Here is a 24,929-nt window from a genome sequence, read left to right on the forward strand (position 1 = left end):
AACCAACCAGGAGAAGCAGATGATGTTCAAGCGGATTGCCGCAGCGTGCGCTCTCGTAGCCGCCGCCGCGGGTGCCCAAGCGATCGTGGTGACCAACAACACGGACGCCACGGCGCTTGCCAACGCGATCGCCGGTTCGGGCGTGACGATCACCAACGCGACGTTGACGTCCAACACCGCCGCCCCGTCGGGCACGTTCACCGGCGGCGCCAACTCGGTCGGTTTCGAGTCCGGCATCGCGCTGACGACCGGTACGACCGGTTGCATCCCCGGCCCGAACAACCAGGGCAGCTGCACCGGCGCCGGCAACATCACGACGCTGGCCTTCGACTTCACGACGACCACCGGCGAGGTGTTCTTCAACTACGTGTTCGGCTCCGAGGAGTACACGCAGTACGCACCGTCGGGCTTCAATGACCGTTTCGACCTGCTGCTGAACGGCGTCAACATCGCCCAGCTGCCGAATGGTCTCGGCGTCGTCGAGATCAACAACGTGAACTGCCTGACGAACTCGCAGTTCTACCGCAACAACCGCGACGGCGAGGCCAACCAGCCCCCCGGCTGCGTGAACCAGAACCTCGACATCCAGCTGGACGGCCTGACTGTCGTGCTGAAGGCGACCGGCCTGCTGCAAGCCGGCACCAACCACTTCGAGTTCCGCATCCGCGACATCGGCGACAGCAACCTCGACTCCGTCGTGTTCATCCAGGCCGGCTCCTTCGGCGGCACGGATCCGAACAACCCGGCGCCGGAACCGGCGTCACTGGCCCTGGCGGGCCTGGGCCTCGCCGCGCTGGCTGCGTCGCGCCGCCGCCGCGCCTGAAGACCGAAAACACTGCCAGTCGGAAAGGGCGCCCTCGGCGCCCTTTCTTTATGCCCGCTTTCGGGGGCCGCGCTGGCCAAGAAAAAACCCTCCAGGGCGTGAGCCCGGGAGGGTTTCGTGGATGGGGCTTGAGGCCGCGAGCGGCAGGTGCGACAGCACCTGCCTGCGACATCACATGTCCATGCCCATGCCGCCCATGCCGCCCATGCCACCGCCCGGCATCGCCGGCGCGTCTTCCTTGGGGGCCTCGGCGACCATCGCTTCGGTCGTCAGCATCAGGCCGGCGACCGACGCGGCGTTCTGCAGCGCGGTGCGGGTGACCTTGGTGGGATCCAGGATGCCCATCTCGATCATGTCGCCGTAGGTGTCGTTGGCGGCATTGAAGCCGAAGTTGCCCTTGCCCTCGAGCACCTTGTTGATCACGACGCTCGGCTCGCCACCGGCGTTGGCGACGATCTCGCGCAGCGGCTGTTCGACGGCCCGCAGCACGATCTTGATGCCGGCGTCCTGGTCGGCGTTGTCGCCCTTGATCGAGCCGATCGCGGCGCGGGCGCGCAGCAGCGCGACGCCACCACCGGCCACGATGCCTTCTTCGACGGCCGCACGCGTGGCGTGCAGCGCGTCTTCGACGCGGGCCTTCTTCTCCTTCATCTCGACTTCGGTCGCGGCACCAACCTTGATCACCGCCACGCCACCGGCCAGCTTGGCCACGCGTTCCTGCAGCTTTTCACGGTCGTAGTCGCTGGTCGCTTCCTCGATCTGCACGCGGATCTGCTTGACGCGCGCCTCGATGTCGGCAGCGGCACCGTTGCCGTCGATGAGCGTGGTGTTCTCCTTGCCCACCTCGACGCGCTTGGCCTGGCCCAGGTCGGCGAGGGTGACCTTCTCGAGCGTCAGGCCGACTTCCTCGGCGATCACCTTGCCACCGGTCAGGATCGCGATGTCCTCGAGCATGGCCTTGCGACGGTCACCGAAGCCCGGCGCCTTGACGGCGACGACCTTCAGGATGCCGCGGATCGTGTTGACGACCAGGGTCGCCAGCGCTTCGCCTTCGACTTCCTCGGCGATGATCAGCAGCGGCCGGCCGGCCTTGGCGACTTGCTCCAGCGTCGGCAGCAGGTCGCGGATGTTGCTGATCTTCTTGTCGAACAGCAGCACGAACGGGTTCTCGAGGATCGCCGACTGCTTGTCCGGGTTATTGATGAAGTACGGCGACAGGTAGCCGCGGTCGAACTGCATGCCTTCGACGACGTCGAGCTCGTTGTTCAGGCTCTTGCCGTCCTCGACGGTGATGACGCCTTCCTTGCCGACCTTGTCCATCGCGTCGGCGATGATCTTGCCGATCGACTCGTCGGAGTTCGCCGAGATCGAACCGACCTGGCTGATCTCCTTGCTGGTCGTCGTCGGCTTCGAGGCCTTCTTCAGCTCTTCGGTCAGGGCGGTGACCGCCTTGTCGATGCCACGCTTCAGGTCCATCGGGTTCATGCCCGCGGCGACGAACTTCATGCCTTCGCGCACGATCGACTGCGCCAGCACGGTCGCGGTCGTGGTGCCGTCACCGGCGTTGTCGCTGGTCTTGGAAGCGACTTCCTTGACCATCTGGGCGCCCATGTTCTGGAGCTTGTCCTTGAGCTCGATCTCCTTGGCGACCGAGACACCGTCCTTGGTGACGGTGGGGGCGCCGAACGAGCGCTCGAGCACCACGTTGCGGCCCTTGGGACCGAGCGTGACCTTGACGGCATTGGCCAGGATGTTCACACCCTCGACCATGCGATGGCGCGCGTCCGCGCCGAAGACAACGTCTTTTGCTGCCATTTGATTGCTCTCCGGATTCAGTTCAGGGGTTCAGGCGGGCGGCCGACAAGGCCGGTCACTTCTCGACGACGGCGAAGAGGTCCTCTTCGCGCATCACCAGCAGTTCGTCGCCGTCGACCTTCACGGTCTGGCCGCTGTACTTGCCGAACAGCACGCGGTCGCCGACCTTGACGTTCAGGGCGACGAAGTCGCCCTTGTCATTGCGCTTGCCCGGGCCGACCGCGAGCACTTCGCCCTGGTCGGGCTTCTCGGCCGCGTTGTCGGGGATCACGATGCCCGAGGCGGTCTTGGTTTCGTTTTCGAGGCGCTTGACGATCACGCGATCGTGCAACGGACGAAGTTTCATCGCATCTCCTTGATTGGTCGCTGTCAACCTGAAACAGCAGCGCCCGCTTGTCGGGCGCTGTCTTGATGGTCGTGCCGGTGGATTATCCGGCCGTTAGCACTCGCGATCGGTGAGTGCTAGCAATCGGATTATAGGGACGGGTGGGGCGGCTTCAAGGGGTCGCCGCAGGATCGTCATCGCCGTCGTCGCGCCGGTCACCGGATACGTCCACGCGGTAACGCTCGCTGGCCCATGCGCCGAGGTCGACGCTGCGGCAGCGCTCGCTGCAGAAGGGCCGCCAGCGGTTGCTGGGCGCGAAGAGCGTCATTGCGCCGCAGGTGGGGCAGCGCACCCGACGCGCCGTGGTCGGGTCGTTCCCGGTCGACGCCATCCTCGAGCGGCCGAGTCGTCCGGTCAGGCGCAGAGCGCCAGTTCGAGCGGCAGGTCCTCGGCCGCGGGCCGCAGACGCCCGTCCGCGTCGCAGCGCATCAGTCGGATTGAGACCATCAGCCGGTGACCCGAGATCTCGGGTATCAGCCCGGTAGAGCCGTCCATCCTCAGGCGCAGCAGCTGGTAGGCGCGGCCGGGCGGAATGCCCTGCTGGTACTGGCCGCCGGTGGTGAAGACCTTGTGCGGCGCGCCGGTGTCGCGCAGCAGCTGCAGCAACAGTTGCACCGCCTCGGCCATCGGCTCCAGCGTCGCCACCCAGCCCTGCAGGTCGACGCGCCGACGCGCTCCCTCGAGCTGCTGCCAGGCGTAGTACGCCGGCAGATCGAACTCGCAGGTACCGGCCGGGATGCTGATGCGGCTGCGCACGCTCATCAACCACTCATGGGCACTCAGTGACACGCCGGCCTTGCCGGCCTGGTGGCTGAGGCCATCGAAGGCGTGCTCGATGCGCGAGATCACGTCGTCGAGCGTCTTCTGCGAAACCTGCGGGTTGCTGCGATAGGCCACGAGCTGTGACTTGTGGCGCTCGAGCTCCTTCAGCAGGTCCGACTTCAGGTCGGCGCGGGATGAGACGTCGAGGATCTCGAACAGCGTGACCAGCGCGAAGTGGTGGTCGACCGCTGCGTCGCGGGGCAGCAGCTGGCCCAGCCGATCGAACAGATGCTCGAGGCGGAGCATCGTTCGGATGCTCTCGTTGAACGGGTACTCGTAGAGAACCAAGGGGGGCTTCCTCTTGTCGTGCGTTGCCGCACGCTGGCTGAGGATTGTTTCACACGCGCCCGGCCCGACGTTTCAAGATCGAACGGCGAGCCAGCGTCGCCACAGCGCTGTGGCCTGCTCCCGGACTTCGTCGAGCGACAGGCCGTCGTTGTGGATCACGGCGTCGGCGATCGAGCGGCGCAGGCCGCGTGGGGCCTGCTGCGCGATGACCTGGCGCACCTGCTGCTCCGGCCAGCCCGAGCGCGCCATCACCCGCTGCACCTGCGTCGCTTCGCTGCAGTCGACGACCGCGATGCGGTCGCACCGCTGTCGCCAGTGGCGGGTTTCGGCCAGCAGCGGCACGTCGAAGACCACGGCGCCGGAGGCCGCGGCAGCCTGGCGTTGCGCCTCGGCACCGATCATCGGGTGCAGCAGGGCCTCGAGCCGGCGGCGGGCATCGGGCTCGGCGAAGACGATCGCCCGCATCCGCACCCGATCGAGTCCTGCTTCCGGCGCCTGTTCGATGTGATCGCCGAACGCATGCCGCAAGGCCGGCATCGCGGCGCCGCCCGGGCCGGTCAGCGCGTGCGCGATGGCGTCGGTGTCCACCAGCGTTCCGCCCAATGCCACCCATGTGGCTGCCACCGTGCTCTTGCCACTGCCGATACCGCCGGTGAGGCCGATGCGGACCGTGGGCAAGGTTCAGCCGATCTGCCAGAGATGGCCCAGCTGCGCGCCGAAGAACAGCGCCGCCACGCCACCGCCGGCCAGGTAGGGGCCGAACGGAATCGGCACGCTTCGTTCATGCCGGCGCGCAACGATCATGGAAACGCCTACGGCCGCGCCCACCACCGACGACAGCAGGATGATCGACGGCAGCGCCTGCCAGCCCAGCAGCGCTCCGAGTCCGGCCAGCAGTTTGAAGTCGCCTTCGGCCATGCCTTCGGCGCCACGAAGCACGCGGTACAGCCACGCGACCGCCCATAGCGCAAAGTAGCCGAAGAGGGCGCCCAGCGCCGCATTGGCCAGCGTCACCGGGATCCACTGCTGCCATGCGGCCACCAGTCCCAGCCCGATCAACGGCAGCGTCAGGTCGTCCGGCAGCAGGGTGGTGTCGAAGTCGATGAAGGCCGCGGCGATCAGCACGGCGACCGCCAGGCAGTACACGAGCGTCGATGCGGTCGGTCCGAAGCGCCAGCCGACCGCCCAGAACAAGGCGCCCGTCAGCAACTCGACGAGCGGATATCGCCCGGAAATCCTGGTCTTGCAGCCCGCGCACTTTCCGCCGAGGCGCAGCCAGCCGAACAGCGGAATGTTCTCGTGCCAGGCGATCGGTCGGGCGCAGTTCGGGCAGCGCGAGCGTGGCCGCGACAGGCTCAGCGCTGGCAGCGCCTCCAGCTCGCCTTCGAGGGCTCGCCCGACGCCGGCGAGCTCGTCCAGCCGGCGCCGGTTCGGGCCCAGCACGCGTTGCATCGCAGTGCCGTCCTGCAGGTACTGGGCCGCGTCATTCAGCCACTGGCGCTCGAGCAGGACCGGCTTGCGGTGGATGACGACGTTGAGGAAGCTGCCGATCACCAGACCGAGCACGCCCAGGGCCAGCGGCGACAGCAGCCCGTCCCAGATTCCTGCCAGCATGCGCGACTAGACGACGGCGCCGAGCTTGAAGATGGGCAGGTACATCGAGATCACGATGCCGCCGATCATCACGCCGAGGATGACGATGATGAACGGTTCCATCAGGCTCGACAGGCCCTTCACCATGTCGTCGACTTCTTCCTCGTAGAACTCGGCGGCCTTGGCGAGCATGTGGTCGAGCGAGCCTGCTTCCTCCCCGATGGACGTCATCTGCAGCACCATCGTGGGGAACACGCCGGTCGTCTGCATCGCGGTCGTCAGCGCCGAGCCGGTCGAGACATCGCGCTGGATCTGCTGCGTGGCCTCGACGAACACGGCATTGCCCGAGGCGCCGCCGACGGAGTCGAGCGCCTCCACGAGCGGCACGCCGGCGGCGAACATCGTCGACAGCGTGCGGGTCCACCGCGCCAGCACCGACTTGTTGATCAGCGATCCGAAGACCGGGATCTTCAGCAGCAGACGATCCATGAACATCTGCATCTTCTCGGAGCGCTTCCAGGTCTGGAAGAACATGTAGCCGCCACCGATCATCACGCCGAAGATGATGTACCAGTAGGACACGAAGAACTCGGACATCGCGATCACCGCCAGCGTCGGCGCCGGCAGGTCGGCGCCGAACGACTTGAAAACGTCCTTGAACGCCGGGATCACCTTGATCATGATCACCGTCAGCACGATGAAGGCGACCACGATCACCGAGATCGGGTACATCAGCGCCGACTTGATCTTGCTCTTCAGAGCCATGATCTTTTCCTGGTAGATCGCCAGGCGGTCGAGCAGCGCTTCCAGGATGCCGCCCGCTTCGCCGGCCTCCACCAGATTGCAGTACAGCGCGTCGAAATACATCGGATGCCGGCGGAATGCTGCCGACAGGCTGGTGCCCGTCTCGACATCGGTCCGGATGTCGTTCAGCAGGCGCGTCAGTTTCGGGTTCGTCGCGCCGCGCGCGACGATGTCGAACGACTGGAGCAGCGGCACGCCGGCCTTCATCATCGTCGCGAGCTGGCGCGTGAAGACAGCGATGTCCTTCTGCTTGATCGAGCGGCCGCCGCTGGTGCGGCGCTTCTTCAGCTTCGTCAGCAGGATGCCTTGTCGGCGCAGGCTGGCACTGACCGCCGCCTCGCCGCCGGCACGCACCTCGCCGCGCACGATCTTGCCGTTCTTGTCCCGTCCTTCCCACTCGAACACCATTTCCTTGATGCTCTTCGCGGCCGCTGCAGTCGCCATGGTTGCTCCGACTCTTTCGTGTTGCTGCGACGGATCTTTGCCCGTCGGACCGTCATTCGTTGGTGACCGCGATCACCTCTTCCAGCGTGGTCACGCCCAGGCGGACCTTGACCAGACCTGACTGGCGAAGGTCGCGGACTCCGTCCTTGCGGGCCTGCGCGGCGATGTCCATCGCGGTGCCTTCGGACAGGATGATGCGCTGCTGGGCCTCGGAAATCGGCATCACCTGGTAGATGCCGACGCGGCCCTTGTAGCCGGCATTGCAGGCCGAACAGCCGACCGCGCGGTACGGTCTCCAGCTGCCGTCGAGATCCTCTGGCTGGTAGCCGGCCCGCAGCATCGCCTCACGCGGGTAGTCGGCCAGCTGCTTGCAGTTCTCGCACAGCCGCCTCGCGAGGCGCTGCGCCGTGATGAGGATCACGCTCGACGCCACGTTGAACGGCGCGACGCCCATGTTGAGCAGCCGGGTCAACGTCGTGGGGGCGTCGTTGGTGTGCAGCGTGGACATCACCATGTGGCCGGTCTGCGCGGCCTTGATCGCGATGTCGGCCGTCTCCAGGTCGCGGATTTCGCCGACCATGATGATGTCCGGGTCCTGCCGGAGGAAGGACTTCAGGGCCGCCGCGAAGGTCAGCCCGGCCTTGTCGTTCACGTTGACCTGGTTGATGCCGGGCAGGTTGATTTCCGCCGGATCCTCCACGGTCGAGATGTTCACGCCCGGCTGGTTCAGGATGTTCAGGCAGGTGTACAGCGATACCGTCTTGCCCGAGCCGGTCGGGCCGGTCACCAGCACCATGCCGTAGGGCCGCACGATCGCGGCCATCAGCCGGTCCTTCTCGATCTTCTCGTAGCCGAGGGCTTCGATGCCGAGCCGGGCGCTGGACGGGTCGAGGATCCGGATGACGATCTTTTCACCGAACAGCGTCGGCAGCGTCGAGATCCGGAAGTCGATCGCCTTGCTGCCGAACTTGAGCTTCATGCGGCCGTCCTGGGGCACGCGCTTTTCGGCGATATCCAGGCGGCTGATGACCTTGATGCGCGAGGCTAGCTTTTCCTTGATCGCGATCGGCGGCTGCGTGATCTCGCGCAGTTCGCCGTCGACGCGGAAACGCACGCGGTAGTGGCTCTCGTAGGGCTCGAAGTGAAGATCCGATGCGCGCATGTTGATCGCGTCGATCAACATCTTCTGGAGGAAGCGCACGACGGGCGCATCCTCGACATCGGTGGCGACTTCGGCCGACTCCGGCGCGGTGTCTTCTTCGGTGACATCGAACTCGAAATCGCTGCCGGCGATGCTCTCCAGGGCCTCGGCGGCGCTGGTGCCCTGCGACTCCAGCATGCGGGCCAGCTTGTCGTATTCGACGATCACCCATTCGGGCGACAGCTGCGTCGCGAACTTGATGCGTTCGCTGGCCTCCTGATCGGTCGGGTCAGCGCCGCCGATGAACAGTCGGCTGCCTCGGCGCGCGAGCGGAACGATCTGGTATTGCTGGGTCAGCTTGTTGTCGACAATGGCCTTGGGCAGCTTCTCGACGTCGACCGCGTTGAGGTCGACCAGCGGCACCGCCAGGGCCCCGGACAGCGTGTGCGCCAGATCCGACGCGGAGATCGCGCCGGAAGCAATGACGGCCGCGACGAAGCCGATCTTGCGGTCGTGCGCGGTCTTCGAGAGTTCCTCGGCGGCCTTGCTGCTCAGCTTGCCGGCGTTGACAAGTACCCGGGCCGCGCCGGAAAGGCTGGACTGGGGGCTGTCGACAAGTGTGTCCACGCAGGAAGGCTCTTCACGAAGCAAGCAATGAGGCGATCAGACCATGATCACCGATCCCTTGCGCACTGTAAACCGAAGAAGCCAGCGGTTTCGGACCGACTTCACGCGATGCCGCCTGCCGAACGAAAACGGCCTGTGCAATGCACAGGCCGTTTCATGATGTCCTGGTCGGGGTGAGAGGATTCGAACCTCCGGCCTCTACGTCCCGAACGTAGCGCTCTACCAGGCTAAGCTACACCCCGATGAGGCCCGATCTCGGCAGACAAGTGCCTGCGGGCCGCTGATTTCAGGTCAAGAAGATCTCTCCACCGACCGAACACATAATTCTAGCAGAGCTTCGCGAGCCGGCGTTGCGGGCAACACACAAATTGCCTTGCGGGCCTTGTCGGCCTCGCTGCGGGCGGCGTCGCGCGTCACTTCCAGGGCCCCGGTGTGTCGCACGATCGAGATGATTTCGCCGAGGCGTTCGCTCTCGCCGTGTTCGATCGCGTGACGGATCGTCTGGCGTTCGGCGGGCGTGCCGCGCTCCATCGCGATCAGCAGCGGCAGCGTCGGCTTGCCCTCGCGAAGATCGTCACCGACGTTCTTGCCGAGGGCCTGCGTGTCACCCTCGTAGTCGAGCAGGTCGTCGATGAGCTGGAAGGCCGTGCCGAGTGCACGACCATAGTCGGCACAGGCCGTCTCGAGTGCGCGATCCGCATTCGCCAGCACCGCGCCGAGCTGCGCGCTCGCTTCGAACAGCTTGGCGGTCTTGTAGCGGATCACACGCAGGTAGTCGTCGACCGACAGATCGGCGTCATGCATGTTCATCAGCTGCAGGACCTCGCCTTCGGCGATGACGTTGGTGGCATCGGCGAGGACTTCGAGCACGCGCATGCGCTCGACGCCGACCATCATCTGGAACGCGCGCGAGTAGAGGAAGTCGCCCACCAGCACGCTCGCAGCATTGCCGAACAGCGCGTTGGCGGTCTGTCGGCCCCGGCGCAATGACGATTCGTCGACCACGTCGTCGTGCAGTAGCGTCGCGGTGTGGATGAACTCGACGGTTGCCGCGAGCTCGAAGCGTTCATCCCCGGTGAAACCGAACGCGGATGCGAACAGCAGTACGAGGCGCGGCCGGATGCGCTTGCCGCCCGCACTGACGATGTAATGCGCGATCTGGTTGATCAGCACCACTTCCGACTGCAGGCGCCGGCGGATCACGTCGTCGACCTGCCGCATCTCGGCGGCCATCGGATCACTGGTGGCCGGGGCGAGGGAAGGGCGTTCGGTCACGGGCGCGTAGGGGCGGAAGTCAGCCGGAAATTATAGGGAGCGCCGCAGCCAAGCCCGACGGAGCGGTCGCGCCGAAGGCGGCGAACCGACGACCGCGGCGGCAGTGCTATACTTTAAGGTTCCTTCGTCCCGCCCGGGGCGGAGGTGCTTTTTCAGTTTATCGCAAAGAGGCACTTATGTACGCGGTCATAAAAACCGGCGGCAAGCAATACAAGGTTGCAGCCGGCGAAAAGATCAAGGTAGAACAGATTGCTGCGGACGTGGGCCAAGAGATCACCATCGACCAGGTTCTGGCAGTCGGCAACGGCGCGGATCTGACGGTCGGGACTCCCTTGGTGGCCGGCGCCAGCGTGAAAGCCACGGTGGTGTCGCACGGCAAGCACGACAAGGTTCGCATCTTCAAGATGCGCCGTCGCAAGCACTACCAACGGCACGGCGGCCATCGCCAGACCTACACCGAGCTTCAGATCAGCGCCGTGAGCGCCTGATCGACACGCCGAATCCGCAGGAGTTCTGAACCATGGCACAGAAAAAAGGCGGCGGTTCCACCCGCAACGGCCGCGACTCGCAACCCAAGATGCTCGGCGTCAAGGCCTTCGGTGGCCAGGTCGTCCCGGCCGGCTCGATCATCGTGCGCCAGCGCGGCACGCGCTTCCATGCCGGCGACAACGTCGGCATGGGCAAGGACCACACGCTGTTCGCGCTCGTCGACGGCCAAGTGTCCTTCGCCACGAAGGGTGCGTTGAACCGGCAGACGGTCAACATCACCCCGGTCTGACGCAGCGTCGCACAGGCCAACGAAGCCCCGGCCTGCCGGGGCTTTTTTTCTTTTCCGGGTCGCGCTCCGCGACACTGACACCATGAAATTCGTCGACGAAGCCACCATCGATATCGCGGCCGGCAACGGCGGCGCCGGCTGCGTGAGCTTCCGGCGCGAGAAGTTCATTCCCTTCGGCGGTCCGAACGGGGGTGATGGCGGGCGCGGCGGCAGCGTGTACGCCATCGGCGACCGCAACCTGAACACGCTGATCGACTACCGCTATGCGCGCCGCCACGAGGCGCGCAACGGCGAGCCCGGGCGCGGTTCGGACCAATTCGGCGCCGCGGCCGACGACATCGTGCTGCGCATGCCCGTCGGCACGATCATCAAGGATGCCGAGACCGGTGAGGTGCTCGCCGAGCTGCTCGCGCCGGACGAGCTCGTGCTGCTCGCCAAGGGTGGCGACGGCGGTTTCGGCAACATGCACTACAAGACGAGCACCAACCGGGCGCCGCGGCAGAAGACGCCGGGCTGGCCCGGCGAGCAGAAGAAGTTGAAGCTCGAACTGCGCGTGCTCGCGGACGTCGGCCTCCTGGGCATGCCCAACGCCGGCAAGTCGACGCTGATCGCGGCGATCTCCAACGCGCGACCGAAGATCGCCGACTATCCCTTCACGACGCTGCACCCGAACCTGGGCGTCGTGCGCGCCGGCCCCGAGCGCAGCTTCGTCGTCGCCGACATTCCGGGTCTGATCGAGGGGGCGTCCGAAGGCGCTGGCCTCGGCCACCAGTTCCTGCGGCACCTGCAGCGCACGCGGCTGCTCCTGCACATCGTCGACCTGGCGCCCTTCGACGAGGCCGTCGATCCAGTCGCCCAGGCCAAGGCCATCGTCAAGGAGCTGCGCAAGTACGACGAATCGCTGTACGAGAAACCGCGCTGGCTGGTCTTGAACAAGCTCGACATGGTGCCGGCCGAGGAACGCGAGGCGCGCGTGAAGGACTTCGTCAAGCGCCTGCGCTGGAAGGGCCCGGTCTTCCAGATCTCGGCGCTGGCCCGCAACGGCCTCGATCCGCTCGTCCAGTCGATCTACGAACACGTCGCCGCGCACGTGGAGAAGGCGCCGCCGGACGTTGATCCTCGTTTCGAGGCCTCCGTCGGGGGTGCCGATGCCTGATGTCCTGAAGCAGGCTCGCCGCATCGTCATCAAGGTCGGCTCCAGTCTGGTCACGAACGAAGGGCGCGGCATCGACGCGGCCGCCATCGGCAACTGGTGCCGGCAGCTGGCCGCGCTCGCGCGCGAAGGCCGCGAGGTGATCATGGTGTCCAGCGGCGCGATCGCCGAGGGCATGAAGCGCCTGGGCTGGACGACGAGGCCGACCGAGCTGCACGAGCTGCAGGCCGCCGCCGCCGTCGGCCAGATGGGACTCGCGCAGATGTACGAGACCCAGCTGTCGCAGCACGGCATCGGCAGCGCGCAGGTGCTGCTGACGCATGCCGACCTGGCCGACCGCGAGCGCTACCTGAATGCACGATCGACGCTGCTGACGCTGCTCGGCCTGCAGGTGATCCCGGTCATCAACGAGAACGACACCGTCGTCAACGACGAGATCAAGGTCGGCGACAACGACACCCTGGGCGCGCTGGTCGCGAACCTCGTCGAAGCCGACGCGCTCGTGATCCTGACCGACCAGCGCGGGCTGTACTCGGCCGATCCTCGGCGCGATCCGCAGGCTCGGTTCATCGACGAGGCCACCGCGGGCGACCCGGCGCTCGAACGCATGGCCGGCGGCGCGGGGTCCTCGATCGGCAAGGGCGGCATGATCACCAAGATCCTGGCCGCCAAGCGCGCGGCGCGCAGCGGGGCGTCGACCATCATCGCCTGGGGCCGCGAGCAGGATGTGTTGCTGCGCCTGGCCGCTGGCGAGGCGATCGGCACCGCGCTGATCGCCGGCACGGGCAAACGCGCCGCGCGCAAGCAGTGGATGGCCGATCACCTGCAGCTGCGCGGCGCAGTGCTGGTCGACGACGGCGCGGTGGTGAAACTGCGCGACGAAGGCAAGAGTCTGCTGCCGATCGGCGTGACCGGCATCGAAGGCGACTTCCATCGCGGCGACGTGATTGCCGTACGCACCGCGGCGGGCGTGGAGATCGCGCGTGGCCTGGCGAACTACTCGTCGGCCGAGGCTCGGCTGATCGCCCGCAAGCCGTCGTCGCAGATCGCCGGGCTGCTCGGGTTCGCCAACGAACCCGAGCTGATCCACCGCGACAACCTGGTGCTGTCCTAGCGCGTGAAAGCTGCGGGCTCGCCGCGCGGCCCGATCAGTCCTCGAGCTCGGCCTTCGCCATCTCGACGTCGAGGCACTCCATCGCATCGGCCGGCTCGACGGCCGCGGCATCGGCGTAGAGCTTCTCGGCCTCCTTCATGCGCTTGTCGCCTTCGAGCATCACGAGGCCGTTGGCGTACTCGACCATGGCGATGGCCGAGCCCGGGTTGAGCTTCAGCGCCTGCTGGTACATCTTCAGGCCGGTCGAGGTGTCGGCGCCCTGCGTCTTGCCCAGCAGCTTGCCGACCTTGTCGATCACCTCGGCGTGGAACGCGCCCAGCGCGATGTGCGCGTCGGCATGCTTGGGCGCGAGCTTGATGGTCGTCTCGAGCGCCGTCTTGACCTTGCCCCCGAGGCCCTGGGCGAGCGCCTTCGCGACGCTGATGCCCTGGCTGTAGCGACCCAGCGCGTACGCCATCCAGTAATGCGCGTTGGCGTTCTTCGGGTCCTCCGCAGCCTGCGCCTCGGCGCGCTCGGCCACTTCCTGGAACATCGCGAGCTTGGTCTTCTCGCTCTTCTCGAGGTAGTTCGCGTAGATGGCCTGCGCCTTGTTGGCGACGGTGATGCCGGCGCCGCCCGCCTTCATGCCGGCGTCGTAGGCCTTCTGAAACTCGCCGGCATGGAACAGCGCCCATGCAGCGAGCACCTTGTCGTCCTTCGGCAGCGGTTCGGCGTCGCCGGCGTGCAGGCGTGCCCACTGCTTCTTCAGCGTCGCGGCGTCGTAGGTGTACGCGCCGTTGTCGTAGGGAAAGGCGGTCCACTTGGCCATGCGTGTCTCCTCGTCGTCAGGGAAGGGGTCAGTCGCCGTTGCGGTACGCACCGGCGAGGCGGAACAGGTGCTCGCGGCTCTGCTGGTCCAGGTAGGGCATCAGCAGGCTCAGCACGTGGTAGGCGCCACGCGCGAGCGCGGCGCCAGCGCTGTCGGGTTCGAGCGCCTTGCGCGGATCGCGCACGTACTCGTAGCTCAACCAGTAGGTCAGCACGACGACCATCGCGTTCGCGACCGCATCGGCTTCGCGCGCGTCGATGCGCACGGCGTGCGCGCGCGTCAGGCCGTTCAGCACGATGCCGACGGCGCGTGACTTGTTCTTCAGAACGAACTGGAAGTGCGTCTCCAGCCGGCGGTTCTTGCTGAGCAGGTCGTTGAGGTCGCGGTACAGGAAGCGGTACTGCCAGATCAGCTCGAACAACATGTGGAAGAAGAGCCACGCGTCCTCGACGTTGCCGACGTTGTCAGCCGCGTTGAGCAGTTCCGACAGCGCGCGTTCGTAACGGTCGAACAGCGCGTTGATCAGCTCGTCCTTCGCCGGGTAGTGGTAGTACAGGTTGCCCGGGCTGATGCCCAGTTCCGCCGAGATCAGCGTGGTGCTGACATTGGGCTCGCCGAAGCGATTGAAGAGATCGAGCGTGACCTCGAGGATGCGTTCGGCCGTTCGGCGTGGCTTCTTGGTCGTGGGCTGCATGGGACGGCTGCGAAGGCTCGCCGGAATCTAGCACCAGAAGCCGGCCTCACGAAGTCGGCCATGCTGGCAGGCGACCTGGCCCAAGGCGCCGTGGCGAACGCCGGAGACGGGGTCGCCAGCAGGGACCGAGCGCTCTCCCTACAATCGCGCGCCCATGATCGACCCCCAGCCCACTGCAGTCGCGCGTGCTTTCGAGGGCATGGCGCCCGCCGGCCTGACGACGAGCGCCCACTGATGCCCGCCGTCTGCTTCCAAGAGGTCGCGAAGACCTACGTCGGGCCGCGCGGCCGCTTCCAGGCCTTGAGCGGCGTCAGCTTCGACATCGAGCAGGGCGAGTTCTTCGGCCTGCTCGGACCCAACGGTGCCGGCAAGACGACGCTGATCAGCATCCTCGCCGGCTTGACGCGGGCCACGGCCGGCCGCGTCACCGTGATGGGCCACGACGTGCGCGAGGACTACGCGGCCGCGCGCAAGGCGCTCGGCATCGTGCCGCAGGAGTTGGTCTTCGACCCGTTCTTCTCGGTGCGCGAGGCGCTGCGCATCCAGAGCGGGTACTTCGGCGTTCGGAACAACGACGCGTGGATCGACGAGCTGCTGGAGAACCTGGGCCTGGCCGACAAGGCGAACAACAACATGCGCCAGCTGTCGGGCGGCATGAAGCGTCGCGTGCTGGTCGCGCAGGCGCTGGTGCACCGGCCGCCGGTGATCGTGCTCGACGAGCCGACCGCCGGTGTCGACGTCGAGCTGCGGCAGACGCTGTGGGCCTTCATCGCGCGCCTGAACCGCGAGGGCCACACGGTGCTGCTGACCACGCACTACCTCGAGGAAGCCGAGGCCCTGTGCCACCGCATCGGCATGCTGAAGCAGGGCCGGCTCGTCGCGCTGGACCGCACGGCGCAGCTGCTCGCCGGCACCGCGAGCACGATGCTGCGCTTCAAGACCGACCATGCGCTGCCGCCGGCGCTGCAGGCGCAAGCCCGGGTCACCGGACGCATCGTGCAGCTGAAGGCCCATGACGCGGGCGAGGTCGAGCAGCTGCTCGCAGCGCTGCGCTCGGCCCAGGTGCCGATCGAGGACCTCGAGATCGGCCGCGCCGACCTGGAGGACGTGTTCCTCGAGATCATGCAGGGTGGCGGTGCGCTGGCGGAGGCCTCGGCATGAGGCTCGAAGGCGCCCGCACGCTGTTCTACAAGGAGGTGCTGCGCTTCTGGAAGGTGGCCTTCCAGACCGTCGCCGCGCCGGTGCTGACCGCGGTGATGTACCTGCTGATCTTCGGCCATGTGCTCGAGGACCGTGTGCAGGTCTTCGAAGGCGTCGGCTATACCAGCTTCCTGATCCCTGGCCTGGTGATGATGAGCGTGCTGCAGAACGCGTTCGCCAACAGCTCGTCGAGCCTGATCCAGAGCAAGATCACCGGCAACCTCGTTTTCCTGCTGGTCTCGCCGCTGTCGCACTGGGCCTGGTTCGTGGCCTATGTCGGCGCGTCGGTGGTGCGCGGGCTGGCGGTGGGCTGCGGGGTCTACCTCGTCACGGTGTGGTTCGCGCCGCCGGCCTATGCCGAGCCGTGGTGGATCCTGATCTTCGCGGCGCTGGGCGCCGGCATGCTGGGCTCGCTGGGCCTGATCGCCGGCCTGTGGGCCGAGAAGTTCGATCAGATGGCCGCTTTCCAGAACTTCATCATCATGCCGATGACCTTCCTCTCCGGCGTGTTCTATTCGGTGAAGTCGCTGCCGCCGGTGTGGCAGGCGGTGAGCCACCTGAACCCGTTCTTCTACATGATCGACGGTTTCCGCCGCGGCTTCTTCGGCTCGAGCGATGTTTCGCCGTGGCTGAGCCTGGGCATCGTCGGCACCAGCTTCATCGTGGTGTCGAGCGTCGCGCTGAAGCTGCTGGCCAGCGGCTACAAGCTGCGCCAGTGAGATAATCCGCCGCATCATGGCCGACCCGACCGCCGACGACGTGCGTGGCTTCATCGCCGCGGGCCTCGATTGCGAGCATCTCGCAGTCGAGGGCGACGGGCGCCATTTCTTCGCGACGATCGTCTCACCGGCGTTCGAAGGGCTGAGCCGCATCAAGCGCCACCAGCGCGTGTATGCCGCGCTCGGCGAGCGCATGCGCGAGCAGGTCCACGCGCTGTCGATGAAGACGCTCACGCCCGCCGAGTGGGCCGCCGACCCCGGCAGCTCGGCCACCCCGGCCCACGCCCACCACTGATCCATCCGCGGCCCGTAGCGCTGCGGACGATGCCGACGCGTCCCTTCCCGACGACATCGGCCTCAGCCTTCAGCACGGCGTGCCGCACAAGCGAGCAGACCCATGAATGCCCCGATCACGCTGGCCCTGTCGAAGGGGCGCATCTTCGAAGAGACCCTGCCGCTGCTCGCTGCCGCTGGCATCGAGGTCGCCGAGGACCCCGAGAAGAGCCGCAAGCTGATCCTAGCGACCAGCCGGCCCGACGTGCGCGTCGTGCTGGTGCGCGCAAGCGACGTGCCGACCTACGTCGAGCAGGGTGGCGCGGACCTCGGCGTCGCCGGTCTCGACATCCTGATCGAGCACGGCGGCGCGGGCCTGTACCAGCCGCTGGACCTGGGCATCGCGCGCTGCCGCATGAGTGTCGCGACGCGCGCCGACTTCGACTACGCCGCTGCGGTCAAGCAGGGTTCGCGCATCCGTGTCGCGACCAAGTACACCCAGATCGCGCGTCAGCACTTCGCCGACAAGGGCGTGCACGTCGACCTGATCAAGCTGTACGGCTCGATGGAGCTGGCGCCGCTGACCGGCCTGGCCGAGGCGATCGTCGACCTCGTGTCCACCGGCAGCACGCTGCGCGCGAACCACCTCGTCGAGGTCGAGCGCATCCTCGAGGTCAGCTCCCGCCTCGTCGTCAACCAGGCCGCGCTGAAGCTCAAGCGCGAGACGATCCGCGGCGTCATCGACGCCTTCGCCCAGGCCACCTCGAAGGCCGTGCCATGACCGACCTTGCCCTCCGCCAGCTGCGCAGCGATGCCACCGACTTCGACGAGCAGCTGCGCCGCCTGCAGCACTGGTCGGCCGAGACCGACAAGGCGATCGAGCAGCGCGTCGGCGAGATCATCGACGACGTGCGCCGCCGCGGCGACGCCGCGGTGCTGGAGTACACCGCGCGCTTCGATGCGCTGCCGGTGCCCTCGATGGCCGCGCTGCAGTTGTCGCGCGACGAGCTGAAGCAGGCCTTCGACGCCATCACGCCGGCGCAGCGCGACGCGCTGCAGGCCGCCGCGCAACGTGTGCGCAGCTACCACGAACGCCAGCTCGAGGCCTGCGGCCGCAGCTGGCAGTACCGCGACGAGGATGGCACGCTGCTCGGACAGAAGGTCACGCCGCTGGACCGCGTCGGCATCTACGTGCCGGGCGGCAAGGCCGCCTACCCGTCGTCGGTGCTGATGAACGCGCTGCCGGCGCAGGTGGCCGGCGTGGCCGACATCGTGATGGTGGTGCCGACGCCGCGCGGCGAACGCAATGCGCTGGTGCTCGCGGCGGCCTATGTCGCCGGCGTCACGCAGGCCTTCACCGTGGGTGGCGCGCAGGCAGTCGCGGCCCTGGCCTACGGCACGGACACCGTGCCCCGCGTCGACAAGATCACCGGCCCCGGCAACGCCTATGTCGCCAGCGCGAAGCGGCGGGTCTTCGGGCAGGTCGGCATCGACATGATCGCCGGCCCGAGCGAGATCCTGGTGCTCGCCGACGGCAGCACGCCGCCCGACTGGGTGGCGATGGACCTCTTCAGCCAGGCCGAGCACGACGAGCTGGCACAGAGCATCCTGCTGTGCCCCGACGCGGCCTACATCGACGCCGTGCGCGAGTCGATCGGCAAGCTGCTGCCGGCGATGCCGCGCCGCGACGTGATCCGCGCGTCGCTCGAAGGCCGCGGCGCGCTGATCCTGACGCGCTCGATGGCCGAGGCCTGCGAGATCAGCAACCGCATCGCGCCGGAGCACCTCGAGGTCAGCTCGCGCGATCCCGGGCGCTGGGAGCCGCTGCTGCGCCATGCCGGCGCGATTTTCCTCGGCGCGTTCACCAGCGAGAGCCTGGGTGACTATTGCGCCGGGCCGAACCACGTGCTGCCCACCTCGGGCACCGCGCGCTTCAGCTCACCGCTGGGGGTGTACGACTTCCAGAAGCGAAGCAGCCTCATCGAAGTCAGCGAAGCCGGCGCTCACAAACTGGGGCCGATCGCGGCCGAGCTGGCCTACGGCGAAGGCCTGCAGGCGCACGCACGGGCGGCCGAGATGCGACTCGAGCGCGGCATCGAACGCGATTGACACGAAGTTCGTGGAACACGAGAATCGTGCAACACTGAGTTCGTGTCGACAATGAGGAACGTCACCGTCACGATGGAAGACAGCGTCGCCGAATGGGCCCGGCTCGAGGCGGCGCGCCGCAATACGAGCGTCTCGCGGCTGATCGGCGAGATGCTGGCCGAGAAGATGCGGCACGACGACGCCTACGAGCGCGCGATGCGCGAGGCGCTGGAGTTCAAGAGCTTCGGCGCCTCGGAAGGCCGCTATCCGACGCGGGCCGAGACCTACACCCGGGGCCAACGCGGATGAGCGAGGTCTTTGTCGACACGAACGTCCTGCTGTACGCCGTCGACGACCGCGACCTCGTCAAGCGCGACGCCGCGCGGCGCTGGCTGGCCGAATGTTGGCACCGCCGTTGCGGGCGCCTGAGCAACCAGGTGCTCAGCGAGTTCTATGTCAGTGCGCGCAGGAAGTTTCCGAGCGCCGTCTCCGCCGGCGATGCGCGTGCCGAGGTGCGGCGCTACCAGAACTGGCGTCCGTGGGTGACCGATCACCCGACCGTCGAGTCCGCGTGGGCGATCGAGAGTCGCTACGGCCTGAGCTACCGGGACGCGTTGATCGTCGCCGCCGCGCAGCAGCAGGGCTGCACGCGCCTGATCTCCGAAGAACTGCAGCACGACCTGCTGATCGACAGCGTGCGCATCCTCAACCCCTTCATCGTGGGCCCCGAAGTCCTCGACGCCCCCGCCGCATGAACACCACCGTCTCCCTCGAAGCCAGCATGGCGCGCTCGATCCGCAGCGACATCCAGGGCATGCACGCCTACGCGGTGCAGCCGAGCGCCGGCATGGTCAAGCTCGACACGATGGAGAACCCGTACCGGCTGCCCGAGCACCTGCAGCAGGCGCTGGGCGAGCGGCTGGGCCGCATCGCCATCAACCGCTACCCGGCCGAGCGCACCGACGACCTGCGCCGCGCGCTGGCCGCGCATGCCCGTCTGCCCGAAGGCTGTGCGTTGACGCTGGGCAACGGCTCCGACGAACTGATCACGATGCTCGCGATGGCCTGCGACCTGCCGGGCGCCGCGGTGCTCGCGCCCGAGCCCAGCTTCGTGATGTATGCGATGTCGGCTGCGCTGCAGGGCATCCGCTACATCGGCGTGCCGCTGACGGCGTCGTTCGAGCTCGACGAGGCCGCGATGCTGACGGCCATCGAGACGCAGAAGCCGACGCTGCTGTACCTCTCGTACCCGAACAACCCGACCGCGAACCTGTGGGACGACGGCGTGATCGACCGGCTGATCGAGGCGATGGGCCGCATCGGCGGCTTGGTGGTGATGGACGAGGCCTACCAGCCCTTCGCCGCGCGTGACTCGATGGCGCGGCTGCAGCGCTGGCCGCATGTGCTGGTGATGCGCACGATGAGCAAGTTCGGCTTGGCCGGTGTGCGCATCGGCTACCTGATCGGCCGTGCGCCGCTGATCGCGCAGATCGACAAGCTGCGGCCGCCGTTCAACATCAGCGTCCTGAACGCCGAGGCGGGCCTGTTTGCGCTCGAGCATGTCGACGAGTACGCCCGCCAGGCGGCGGCGATCCGCAGCGAGCGCGAACGGCTGCTGCGTGAGCTCGCCGAACTGCCCGGCGTGCACCCGTTCCCCAGCCAGGCCAACATGATCCTCGCGCGCGTGCCCGACTCGGCGAAAGCCTTCGCCGGCATGAAGGAACGCGGCGTGCTGGTCAAGAACCTCGGCCGCATGCACCCGCTGCTGATCAACTGTGTGCGCCTGACCATCGGCACGCCCGACGAGAACGCCTCGATGATGGCTGCGCTGCGCGCCTCGATGTGAAACCCGCCACCGACCACCCCATCATGGACCGCACCGCCGACGTCCGCCGCGACACCAAGGAAACGCAGATCCGCGTTCGACTCAACCTCGACGGCAGCGGCCAGTCGAAGCTGGCCACCGGCATCGGCTTCTTCGACCACATGCTCGACCAGGTCGCGCGCCACGGCCTCATCGACCTCGACATCGAGGCCCAGGGTGACCTGCACATCGACGGCCACCACACCGTCGAGGACGTCGGCATCACGCTGGGGCTGGCGGTCGCGCAGGCGGTCGGCGACAAGAAAGGCATCACGCGTTACGGGCACTCGTACGTGCCGCTCGACGAGGCGCTGTCGCGCGTGGTGATCGACTTCTCCGGCCGGCCCGGGCTGCACATGGACATCCCGTTCCGCGCCGGCATGATCGGCGCGTTCGACACCCAGCTGACCTACGAGTTCTTCCAGGGCTTCGCGAACCATGCGCTGGTCACGCTGCACATCGACAACCTGAAGGGCGCCAACGCGCACCACCAGGCCGAGACGGTATTCAAGGCCTTCGGCCGCGCGCTGCGCATGGCGCTGACGCTCGATCCGCGCTCGGCCGGCGTGATCCCGTCGACCAAGGGGTCGTTGTGAGCCGACGTCTCGTCGCCGTCGTCGACTACGGCATGGGCAACCTGCGCTCGGTATCGCAGGCGGTGCAGCATGTCGCCCTCGGCAGTGATGTCGAGGTGGTCGTCACCCAGCGCCCCGACGAGGTCTACGCGGCCGAGCGCATCGTGCTGCCCGGCCAGGGCGCGATGCGCGACTGCATGCGCGAGCTGCACGACTCCGGGCTGAAGGAGGCGGTGCTCGACGCCGCGAAACGCAAGCCGCTGATGGGCGTGTGCGTCGGCATGCAGATGCTGCTGGACCGCAGCGAGGAGCAGGACACGCCGGGCCTCGGCCTGCTGCCGGGCGAGGTGCGCCGGTTCCGCCTGGAAGGCCAGCGCCAGCCCGACGGCAGCCGCTTCAAGGTGCCGCAGATGGGCTGGAACCGCGTGTTCCAGGCCGCGCACGACGGCAGCCCGCATCCGATCTGGGCCGGCGTGCCCGACGGCAGCTACTTCTACTTCGTGCACAGCTACTACACGGTGCCGAAGCATGCGCGCGACAGTGCCGGCGAGGCCGACTACGGCGGCCGCTTTACCTGCGCCGTGGCGCGGGATAACATTTTTGCCACCCAGTTCCACCCAGAGAAGAGTGCCGACCAGGGCCTCGCCCTGTACCGCAACTTCCTCTCCTGGCGGCCCTGAAGCGGTCGCTCCCTTTCCATGTTGTTGATCCCCGCAATCGACCTCAAAGACGGCAAGTGCGTGCGCCTGAAGCAAGGCGACATGAATGCCTCCACCACCTTCGGGGAAGACCCCGCGGCGATGGCCCGACGATGGGTGGACGCCGGTGCCCGGCGCCTGCACCTGGTCGACCTGAACGGCGCCTTCGCCGGCAAGCCGGTCAACGAAGCGGCGGTCAAGGCCATCCTCGCCGAGGTCGGGGATGAAATCCCGGTGCAGCTCGGCGGCGGCATCCGCGACCTCGACACCATCGAGCGTTACCTCGACGACGGCCTGAGCTTCATCATCATCGGCACCGCAGCGGTCAAGAACCCGGGCTTCCTGAAGGACGCCTGCAGCGCCTTCGGCGGCCACATCATCGTCGGCCTCGATGCGAAGGACGGCAAGGTCGCCACCGACGGCTGGAGCAAACTGACCGGCCACGAAGTGGTCGACCTGGCGCAGAAGTTCCAGGACTACGGCGTCGAGGGCGTGATCTACACCGATATCGGACGCGACGGCATGCTGACCGGCATCAACATCGATGCGACCGTCAAGCTGGCGCGGGCATTGACGATGCCGGTGTACGCGTCCGGCGGGTTGTCCGGCCTCGAGGACATCGAGCGCCTGTGCGCGGTGCAGCAAGAAGGCATCGACGGCGTGATCTGCGGCCGCTCGATCTACACCGGCGCGCTCGACTTCGCGGCCGCGCAGGCCCGCGCCGACGCGCTGCTGCAGGCCGCGTCGTGACGCCCGCGATGCTGGCCAAACGCATCATTCCCTGCCTGGATGTCACTGGCGGGCGCGTCGTCAAGGGCGTCAACTTTGTCGAGCTGCGCGATGCCGGCGATCCGGTCGAGATCGCCGCGCGCTACAACGAGCAGGGCGCCGACGAGCTGACCTTCCTCGACATCACCGCCACCAGCGACGCCCGCGACCTGATCCTGCCGATCATCGAAGCCGTGGCGTCGCAGGTCTTCATCCCGCTGACCGTCGGCGGCGGCGTGCGCACCGTCGAGGACGTGCGCCGGCTGCTCAATGCCGGCGCCGACAAGGTCAGCTTCAACTCCGCCGCCGTGGCCAACCCGCAGGTCATCGCCGACGCGTCGGCGAAGTACGGCGCGCAGGCCATCGTCGTCGCGATCGATGCCAAGGCGCGCGCCGATGGCGGCGGCTGGGACGTCTACACGCATGGTGGCCGGCGCAACACCGGGCTCGATGCCGTGGCCTGGGCGCGGCAGATGGCCGAGGCCGGTGCCGGCGAGATCCTGCTGACCAGCATGGACCGTGACGGCACCCGCGCCGGCTTCGACCTCGCGCTGACGCGTGCGGTCAGCGACGCGGTGCCGGTGCCGGTGATCGCCTCCGGCGGTGTCGGCAACCTCGAGCACCTGGCCGATGGCGTGCAGCAAGGCGGCGCCGACGCGGTGCTGGCCGCGAGCATCTTCCACTACGGCGAATACACGGTCGGCCAGGCCAAGGCGCTGATGGCCGCACGCGGCATTCCGGTGCGGCAGTGACGGCGCGTCGCGGCGGCGGTCCGCCGCCGCACGAGGTCCGCCTGATCGGCGGCCAGTGGAAGCGCAGCAAGCTGCCGGTCGCCGACCGGCCGGGCCTGCGGCCCACACCCGACCGCGTGCGCGAAACCTTGTTCAACTGGCTGGGCCAGGACCTCGCCGGTTGGCGTGTGCTCGATGCGTTCGCCGGCAGCGGTGCGTTGGGCTTCGAGGCTGCGTCGCGTGGCGCAGCGCAGGTGGTGCTGCTCGAACGCGACGCCGAGCTGGTGCGCAGCCTGAAGGCCAGCCAGCAACGATTGAACGCCGGTGCGCTGACGGTGCAACCGGCGGACGCCCTGGTGTGGATGGCGAGCCAGGCGCCGGGCCGCTTCGACCTCGTGCTGCTCGATCCGCCGTTCGACGCCGGCCTGCTCCCACCGGCGCTGAAGGTCGCCGCACCGCTGGTCGCGCCGAACGGCTGGCTCTACGTCGAGAGCGGCGCGCCGCTGCAGGAGCCGCTGCCTGAGGGTTTCGCCGCCTGGCGCGACGGCCGTGCGGGCGCGGTGTTCTATCACTTGCTGCGCCGCAGCAGCTACACTGCCGCCGAGCCAGCCGACGACCAGGAGTGAACGTGGTGGAGCACCCGAAGCCGCTGATTGCCGTCTATCCGGGTACTTTCGATCCGATGACCCTGGGCCACGAGGACCTGATGAAGCGGGCCTCGCAGCTGTTCGACAAGTTGATCCTCGCGGTAGCCGCCGGCCACCACAAGCGCACGATGTTCACCATCGCCGAGCGCCTGGAGATCGCCACCGAGATCGCGCTGCCGTACAAGAACGTCGAGGTCGTCGCCTTCCGCGGGCTGCTGCGCGACTTCGTGGTCGCGAATCACGGCAAGGTGGTCGTGCGCGGCCTGCGCGCGGTCAGCGACTTCGAGTACGAGTTCCAGATGGCCGGCATGAACCGCCAGCTGATGCCCGAGGTCGAGACGCTGTTCCTGACACCGTCGGACCAGTACCAGTTCGTCAGCGGCACCTTCGTGCGCGAGATTGCCACCTTGGGCGGTGATGTCTCGAAGTTCGTGGCACCGTCGGTGCTTTACCGGCTGAAGGAGCGCGTGGCGCACGTGCCGGAAGCCTGAGAGGGAGTGAGGCCGCGGTATGGCCCTGATGATCACCGACGACTGCATCAACTGCGACGTCTGCGAACCCGAATGCCCGAACCAGGCGATCTCGATGGGCGAGGAGTTCTACGAGATCGACCCGAAGAAGTGCACCGAGTGCGTCGGCCACTTCGACGAGCCGCAGTGCGTGCAGGTCTGTCCCGTGGCCTGCATCCCGGTGAACCCGGCCCACATCGAGACCCGCGACCAGCTGTGGGGCAAGTACCGGCAGCTGATGGGCATCACCGAAGTCGCGGCCACCGTGCCGCCGACCCCGACCGACTGACGGA

The 24,929-nt window shown here is 67.4% G+C and carries 31 protein-coding genes and 1 tRNA gene; 20 read left to right on the top strand and 12 right to left on the bottom strand.

What is annotated here, in order from left to right; translation table 11 throughout:
- Positions 1–19: 19 nt before the first annotated feature.
- A complete protein-coding gene (locus P1K89_RS23580) occupies positions 20–823 on the top strand; it encodes a choice-of-anchor L domain-containing protein (protein WP_439898028.1) in 804 nt (267 codons plus the stop codon).
- A 171-nt stretch (positions 824–994) separates the two neighbouring features.
- On the opposite strand, the gene groL is transcribed toward P1K89_RS23580, so the two are convergent.
- From groL to ispB, 10 genes are all read right to left on the bottom strand, one after another.
- Positions 995–2,638, bottom strand: a complete 1,644-nt coding sequence (gene groL, locus P1K89_RS23585; protein WP_284618982.1) for a chaperonin GroEL — start codon at positions 2,636–2,638, stop codon at positions 995–997.
- Positions 2,639–2,693: 55 nt separating this feature from the next.
- Positions 2,694–2,984, bottom strand: coding sequence for a co-chaperone GroES (gene groES, locus P1K89_RS23590; RefSeq protein WP_140626030.1), 291 nt, complete (start codon positions 2,982–2,984; stop codon positions 2,694–2,696).
- Positions 2,985–3,135: 151 nt separating this feature from the next.
- Positions 3,136–3,354: a DNA gyrase inhibitor YacG gene (locus P1K89_RS23595; RefSeq protein WP_284618983.1), complete on the bottom strand. Its 219-nt coding sequence runs from the start codon at positions 3,352–3,354 to the stop codon at positions 3,136–3,138.
- A gap of 23 nt (positions 3,355–3,377) precedes the next feature.
- Complete coding sequence (gene zapD / locus P1K89_RS23600; RefSeq protein WP_284618984.1) at positions 3,378–4,133, bottom strand: cell division protein ZapD; 756 nt, start codon at positions 4,131–4,133, stop codon at positions 3,378–3,380.
- A gap of 72 nt (positions 4,134–4,205) precedes the next feature.
- Complete coding sequence (coaE, locus tag P1K89_RS23605; RefSeq protein ID WP_284618985.1) at positions 4,206–4,811, bottom strand: dephospho-CoA kinase; 606 nt, start codon at positions 4,809–4,811, stop codon at positions 4,206–4,208.
- Positions 4,812–4,814: 3 nt separating this feature from the next.
- On the bottom strand, positions 4,815–5,687 hold the full coding sequence (locus P1K89_RS23610) for a prepilin peptidase (RefSeq protein WP_350081996.1): 873 nt from the start codon (positions 5,685–5,687) through the stop codon (positions 4,815–4,817).
- Positions 5,688–5,753: 66 nt separating this feature from the next.
- On the bottom strand, positions 5,754–6,974 hold the full coding sequence (locus P1K89_RS23615; RefSeq protein WP_284618987.1) for a type II secretion system F family protein: 1,221 nt from the start codon (positions 6,972–6,974) through the stop codon (positions 5,754–5,756).
- 52 nt (positions 6,975–7,026) lie between these two features.
- The gene (pilB, locus tag P1K89_RS23620; RefSeq protein WP_284619274.1) at positions 7,027–8,742 is read right to left on the bottom strand and encodes a type IV-A pilus assembly ATPase PilB; all 1,716 of its coding nucleotides are present in this window, start codon (positions 8,740–8,742) and stop codon (positions 7,027–7,029) included.
- A 165-nt stretch (positions 8,743–8,907) separates the two neighbouring features.
- Positions 8,908–8,984, bottom strand: a tRNA-Pro gene (locus P1K89_RS23625).
- A 49-nt stretch (positions 8,985–9,033) separates the two neighbouring features.
- Positions 9,034–9,975, bottom strand: a complete 942-nt coding sequence (gene ispB, locus P1K89_RS23630; RefSeq protein WP_284618988.1) for an octaprenyl diphosphate synthase — start codon at positions 9,973–9,975, stop codon at positions 9,034–9,036.
- 218 nt (positions 9,976–10,193) lie between these two features.
- Between ispB and rplU the strand changes: the two genes are divergently transcribed.
- The 4 genes from rplU (at position 10,194) to proB (ending at position 13,062) form a co-directional block, all read left to right on the top strand.
- Positions 10,194–10,505 (top strand): 50S ribosomal protein L21, encoded by a 312-nt coding sequence (gene rplU / locus P1K89_RS23635; protein ID WP_284618989.1) that lies wholly within the window; start codon positions 10,194–10,196, stop codon positions 10,503–10,505.
- Positions 10,506–10,537: 32 nt separating this feature from the next.
- On the top strand, positions 10,538–10,795 hold the full coding sequence (rpmA, locus tag P1K89_RS23640) for a 50S ribosomal protein L27 (RefSeq protein WP_284618990.1): 258 nt from the start codon (positions 10,538–10,540) through the stop codon (positions 10,793–10,795).
- Between the two features lie 82 nt (positions 10,796–10,877).
- The gene (gene cgtA, locus P1K89_RS23645; RefSeq protein ID WP_284618991.1) at positions 10,878–11,951 is read left to right on the top strand and encodes an Obg family GTPase CgtA; all 1,074 of its coding nucleotides are present in this window, start codon (positions 10,878–10,880) and stop codon (positions 11,949–11,951) included.
- Positions 11,944–13,062 (top strand): glutamate 5-kinase, encoded by a 1,119-nt coding sequence (gene proB, locus P1K89_RS23650; protein ID WP_284618992.1) that lies wholly within the window; start codon positions 11,944–11,946, stop codon positions 13,060–13,062. Before cgtA ends, proB begins: the two co-directional genes overlap by 8 nt.
- A 34-nt stretch (positions 13,063–13,096) precedes the next feature.
- Here the strand turns inward: proB and P1K89_RS23655 are convergent, their stop codons facing one another.
- Positions 13,097–13,870, bottom strand: coding sequence for a tetratricopeptide repeat protein (locus P1K89_RS23655; RefSeq protein ID WP_284618993.1), 774 nt, complete (start codon positions 13,868–13,870; stop codon positions 13,097–13,099).
- Positions 13,871–13,898: 28 nt separating this feature from the next.
- Entirely contained in the window at positions 13,899–14,564 is a 666-nt protein-coding gene (locus tag P1K89_RS23660) for a TetR/AcrR family transcriptional regulator (protein WP_284618994.1), read from the bottom strand.
- A gap of 234 nt (positions 14,565–14,798) precedes the next feature.
- Here P1K89_RS23660 and P1K89_RS23665 point away from each other — a divergent pair, with 234 nt between their 5' ends.
- The 15 genes from P1K89_RS23665 to P1K89_RS23735 all read left to right on the top strand — a co-directional run bounded on the left by P1K89_RS23665 (position 14,799) and on the right by P1K89_RS23735 (position 24,925).
- Positions 14,799–15,725 carry an ABC transporter ATP-binding protein gene (locus P1K89_RS23665; protein WP_284618995.1) on the top strand — a complete coding sequence of 309 codons (927 nt, stop codon included), beginning with the start codon at positions 14,799–14,801 and terminating at the stop codon, positions 15,723–15,725.
- The gene (locus tag P1K89_RS23670; RefSeq protein ID WP_284618996.1) at positions 15,722–16,483 is read left to right on the top strand and encodes an ABC transporter permease; all 762 of its coding nucleotides are present in this window, start codon (positions 15,722–15,724) and stop codon (positions 16,481–16,483) included. Before P1K89_RS23665 ends, P1K89_RS23670 begins: the two co-directional genes overlap by 4 nt.
- Before the next feature lie 16 nt (positions 16,484–16,499).
- The gene (locus P1K89_RS23675; RefSeq protein WP_284618997.1) at positions 16,500–16,778 is read left to right on the top strand and encodes a BolA family protein; all 279 of its coding nucleotides are present in this window, start codon (positions 16,500–16,502) and stop codon (positions 16,776–16,778) included.
- A gap of 102 nt (positions 16,779–16,880) precedes the next feature.
- Positions 16,881–17,537, top strand: a complete 657-nt coding sequence (gene hisG, locus P1K89_RS23680) for an ATP phosphoribosyltransferase (RefSeq protein ID WP_284618998.1) — start codon at positions 16,881–16,883, stop codon at positions 17,535–17,537.
- Positions 17,534–18,865 (top strand): histidinol dehydrogenase, encoded by a 1,332-nt coding sequence (hisD, locus tag P1K89_RS23685; protein WP_284618999.1) that lies wholly within the window; start codon positions 17,534–17,536, stop codon positions 18,863–18,865. Before hisG ends, hisD begins: the two co-directional genes overlap by 4 nt.
- Before the next feature lie 51 nt (positions 18,866–18,916).
- Positions 18,917–19,153, top strand: a complete 237-nt coding sequence (locus P1K89_RS23690) for a CopG family transcriptional regulator (protein ID WP_284619000.1) — start codon at positions 18,917–18,919, stop codon at positions 19,151–19,153.
- Entirely contained in the window at positions 19,150–19,599 is a 450-nt protein-coding gene (locus tag P1K89_RS23695; RefSeq protein ID WP_284619001.1) for a PIN domain-containing protein, read from the top strand. Before P1K89_RS23690 ends, P1K89_RS23695 begins: the two co-directional genes overlap by 4 nt.
- Positions 19,596–20,690, top strand: a complete 1,095-nt coding sequence (gene hisC, locus P1K89_RS23700) for a histidinol-phosphate transaminase (RefSeq protein ID WP_284619002.1) — start codon at positions 19,596–19,598, stop codon at positions 20,688–20,690. Before P1K89_RS23695 ends, hisC begins: the two co-directional genes overlap by 4 nt.
- A 23-nt stretch (positions 20,691–20,713) precedes the next feature.
- Positions 20,714–21,304 carry an imidazoleglycerol-phosphate dehydratase HisB gene (hisB, locus tag P1K89_RS23705; RefSeq protein WP_284619004.1) on the top strand — a complete coding sequence of 197 codons (591 nt, stop codon included), beginning with the start codon at positions 20,714–20,716 and terminating at the stop codon, positions 21,302–21,304.
- Positions 21,301–21,963, top strand: a complete 663-nt coding sequence (gene hisH / locus P1K89_RS23710) for an imidazole glycerol phosphate synthase subunit HisH (protein WP_284619005.1) — start codon at positions 21,301–21,303, stop codon at positions 21,961–21,963. The genes hisB and hisH overlap by 4 nt, the downstream gene beginning before the upstream one ends.
- 18 nt (positions 21,964–21,981) lie before the next feature.
- A complete protein-coding gene (hisA, locus tag P1K89_RS23715; RefSeq protein ID WP_284619006.1) occupies positions 21,982–22,731 on the top strand; it encodes a 1-(5-phosphoribosyl)-5-[(5-phosphoribosylamino)methylideneamino]imidazole-4-carboxamide isomerase in 750 nt (249 codons plus the stop codon).
- Positions 22,732–22,739: 8 nt separating this feature from the next.
- Positions 22,740–23,501: an imidazole glycerol phosphate synthase subunit HisF gene (hisF, locus tag P1K89_RS23720; protein ID WP_284619275.1), complete on the top strand. Its 762-nt coding sequence runs from the start codon at positions 22,740–22,742 to the stop codon at positions 23,499–23,501.
- Positions 23,498–24,106: a 16S rRNA (guanine(966)-N(2))-methyltransferase RsmD gene (gene rsmD, locus P1K89_RS23725; RefSeq protein WP_284619007.1), complete on the top strand. Its 609-nt coding sequence runs from the start codon at positions 23,498–23,500 to the stop codon at positions 24,104–24,106. The genes hisF and rsmD overlap by 4 nt, the downstream gene beginning before the upstream one ends.
- Before the next feature lie 5 nt (positions 24,107–24,111).
- On the top strand, positions 24,112–24,618 hold the full coding sequence (coaD, locus tag P1K89_RS23730) for a pantetheine-phosphate adenylyltransferase (protein WP_439898029.1): 507 nt from the start codon (positions 24,112–24,114) through the stop codon (positions 24,616–24,618).
- A 19-nt stretch (positions 24,619–24,637) separates the two neighbouring features.
- Positions 24,638–24,925: a YfhL family 4Fe-4S dicluster ferredoxin gene (locus P1K89_RS23735; RefSeq protein ID WP_284619009.1), complete on the top strand. Its 288-nt coding sequence runs from the start codon at positions 24,638–24,640 to the stop codon at positions 24,923–24,925.
- Positions 24,926–24,929: the final 4 nt, after the last annotated feature.

Source organism: Aquabacterium humicola (assembly GCF_030167915.1).
GTDB classification, from domain to species: domain Bacteria; phylum Pseudomonadota; class Gammaproteobacteria; order Burkholderiales; family Burkholderiaceae_C; genus Pseudaquabacterium; species Pseudaquabacterium humicola.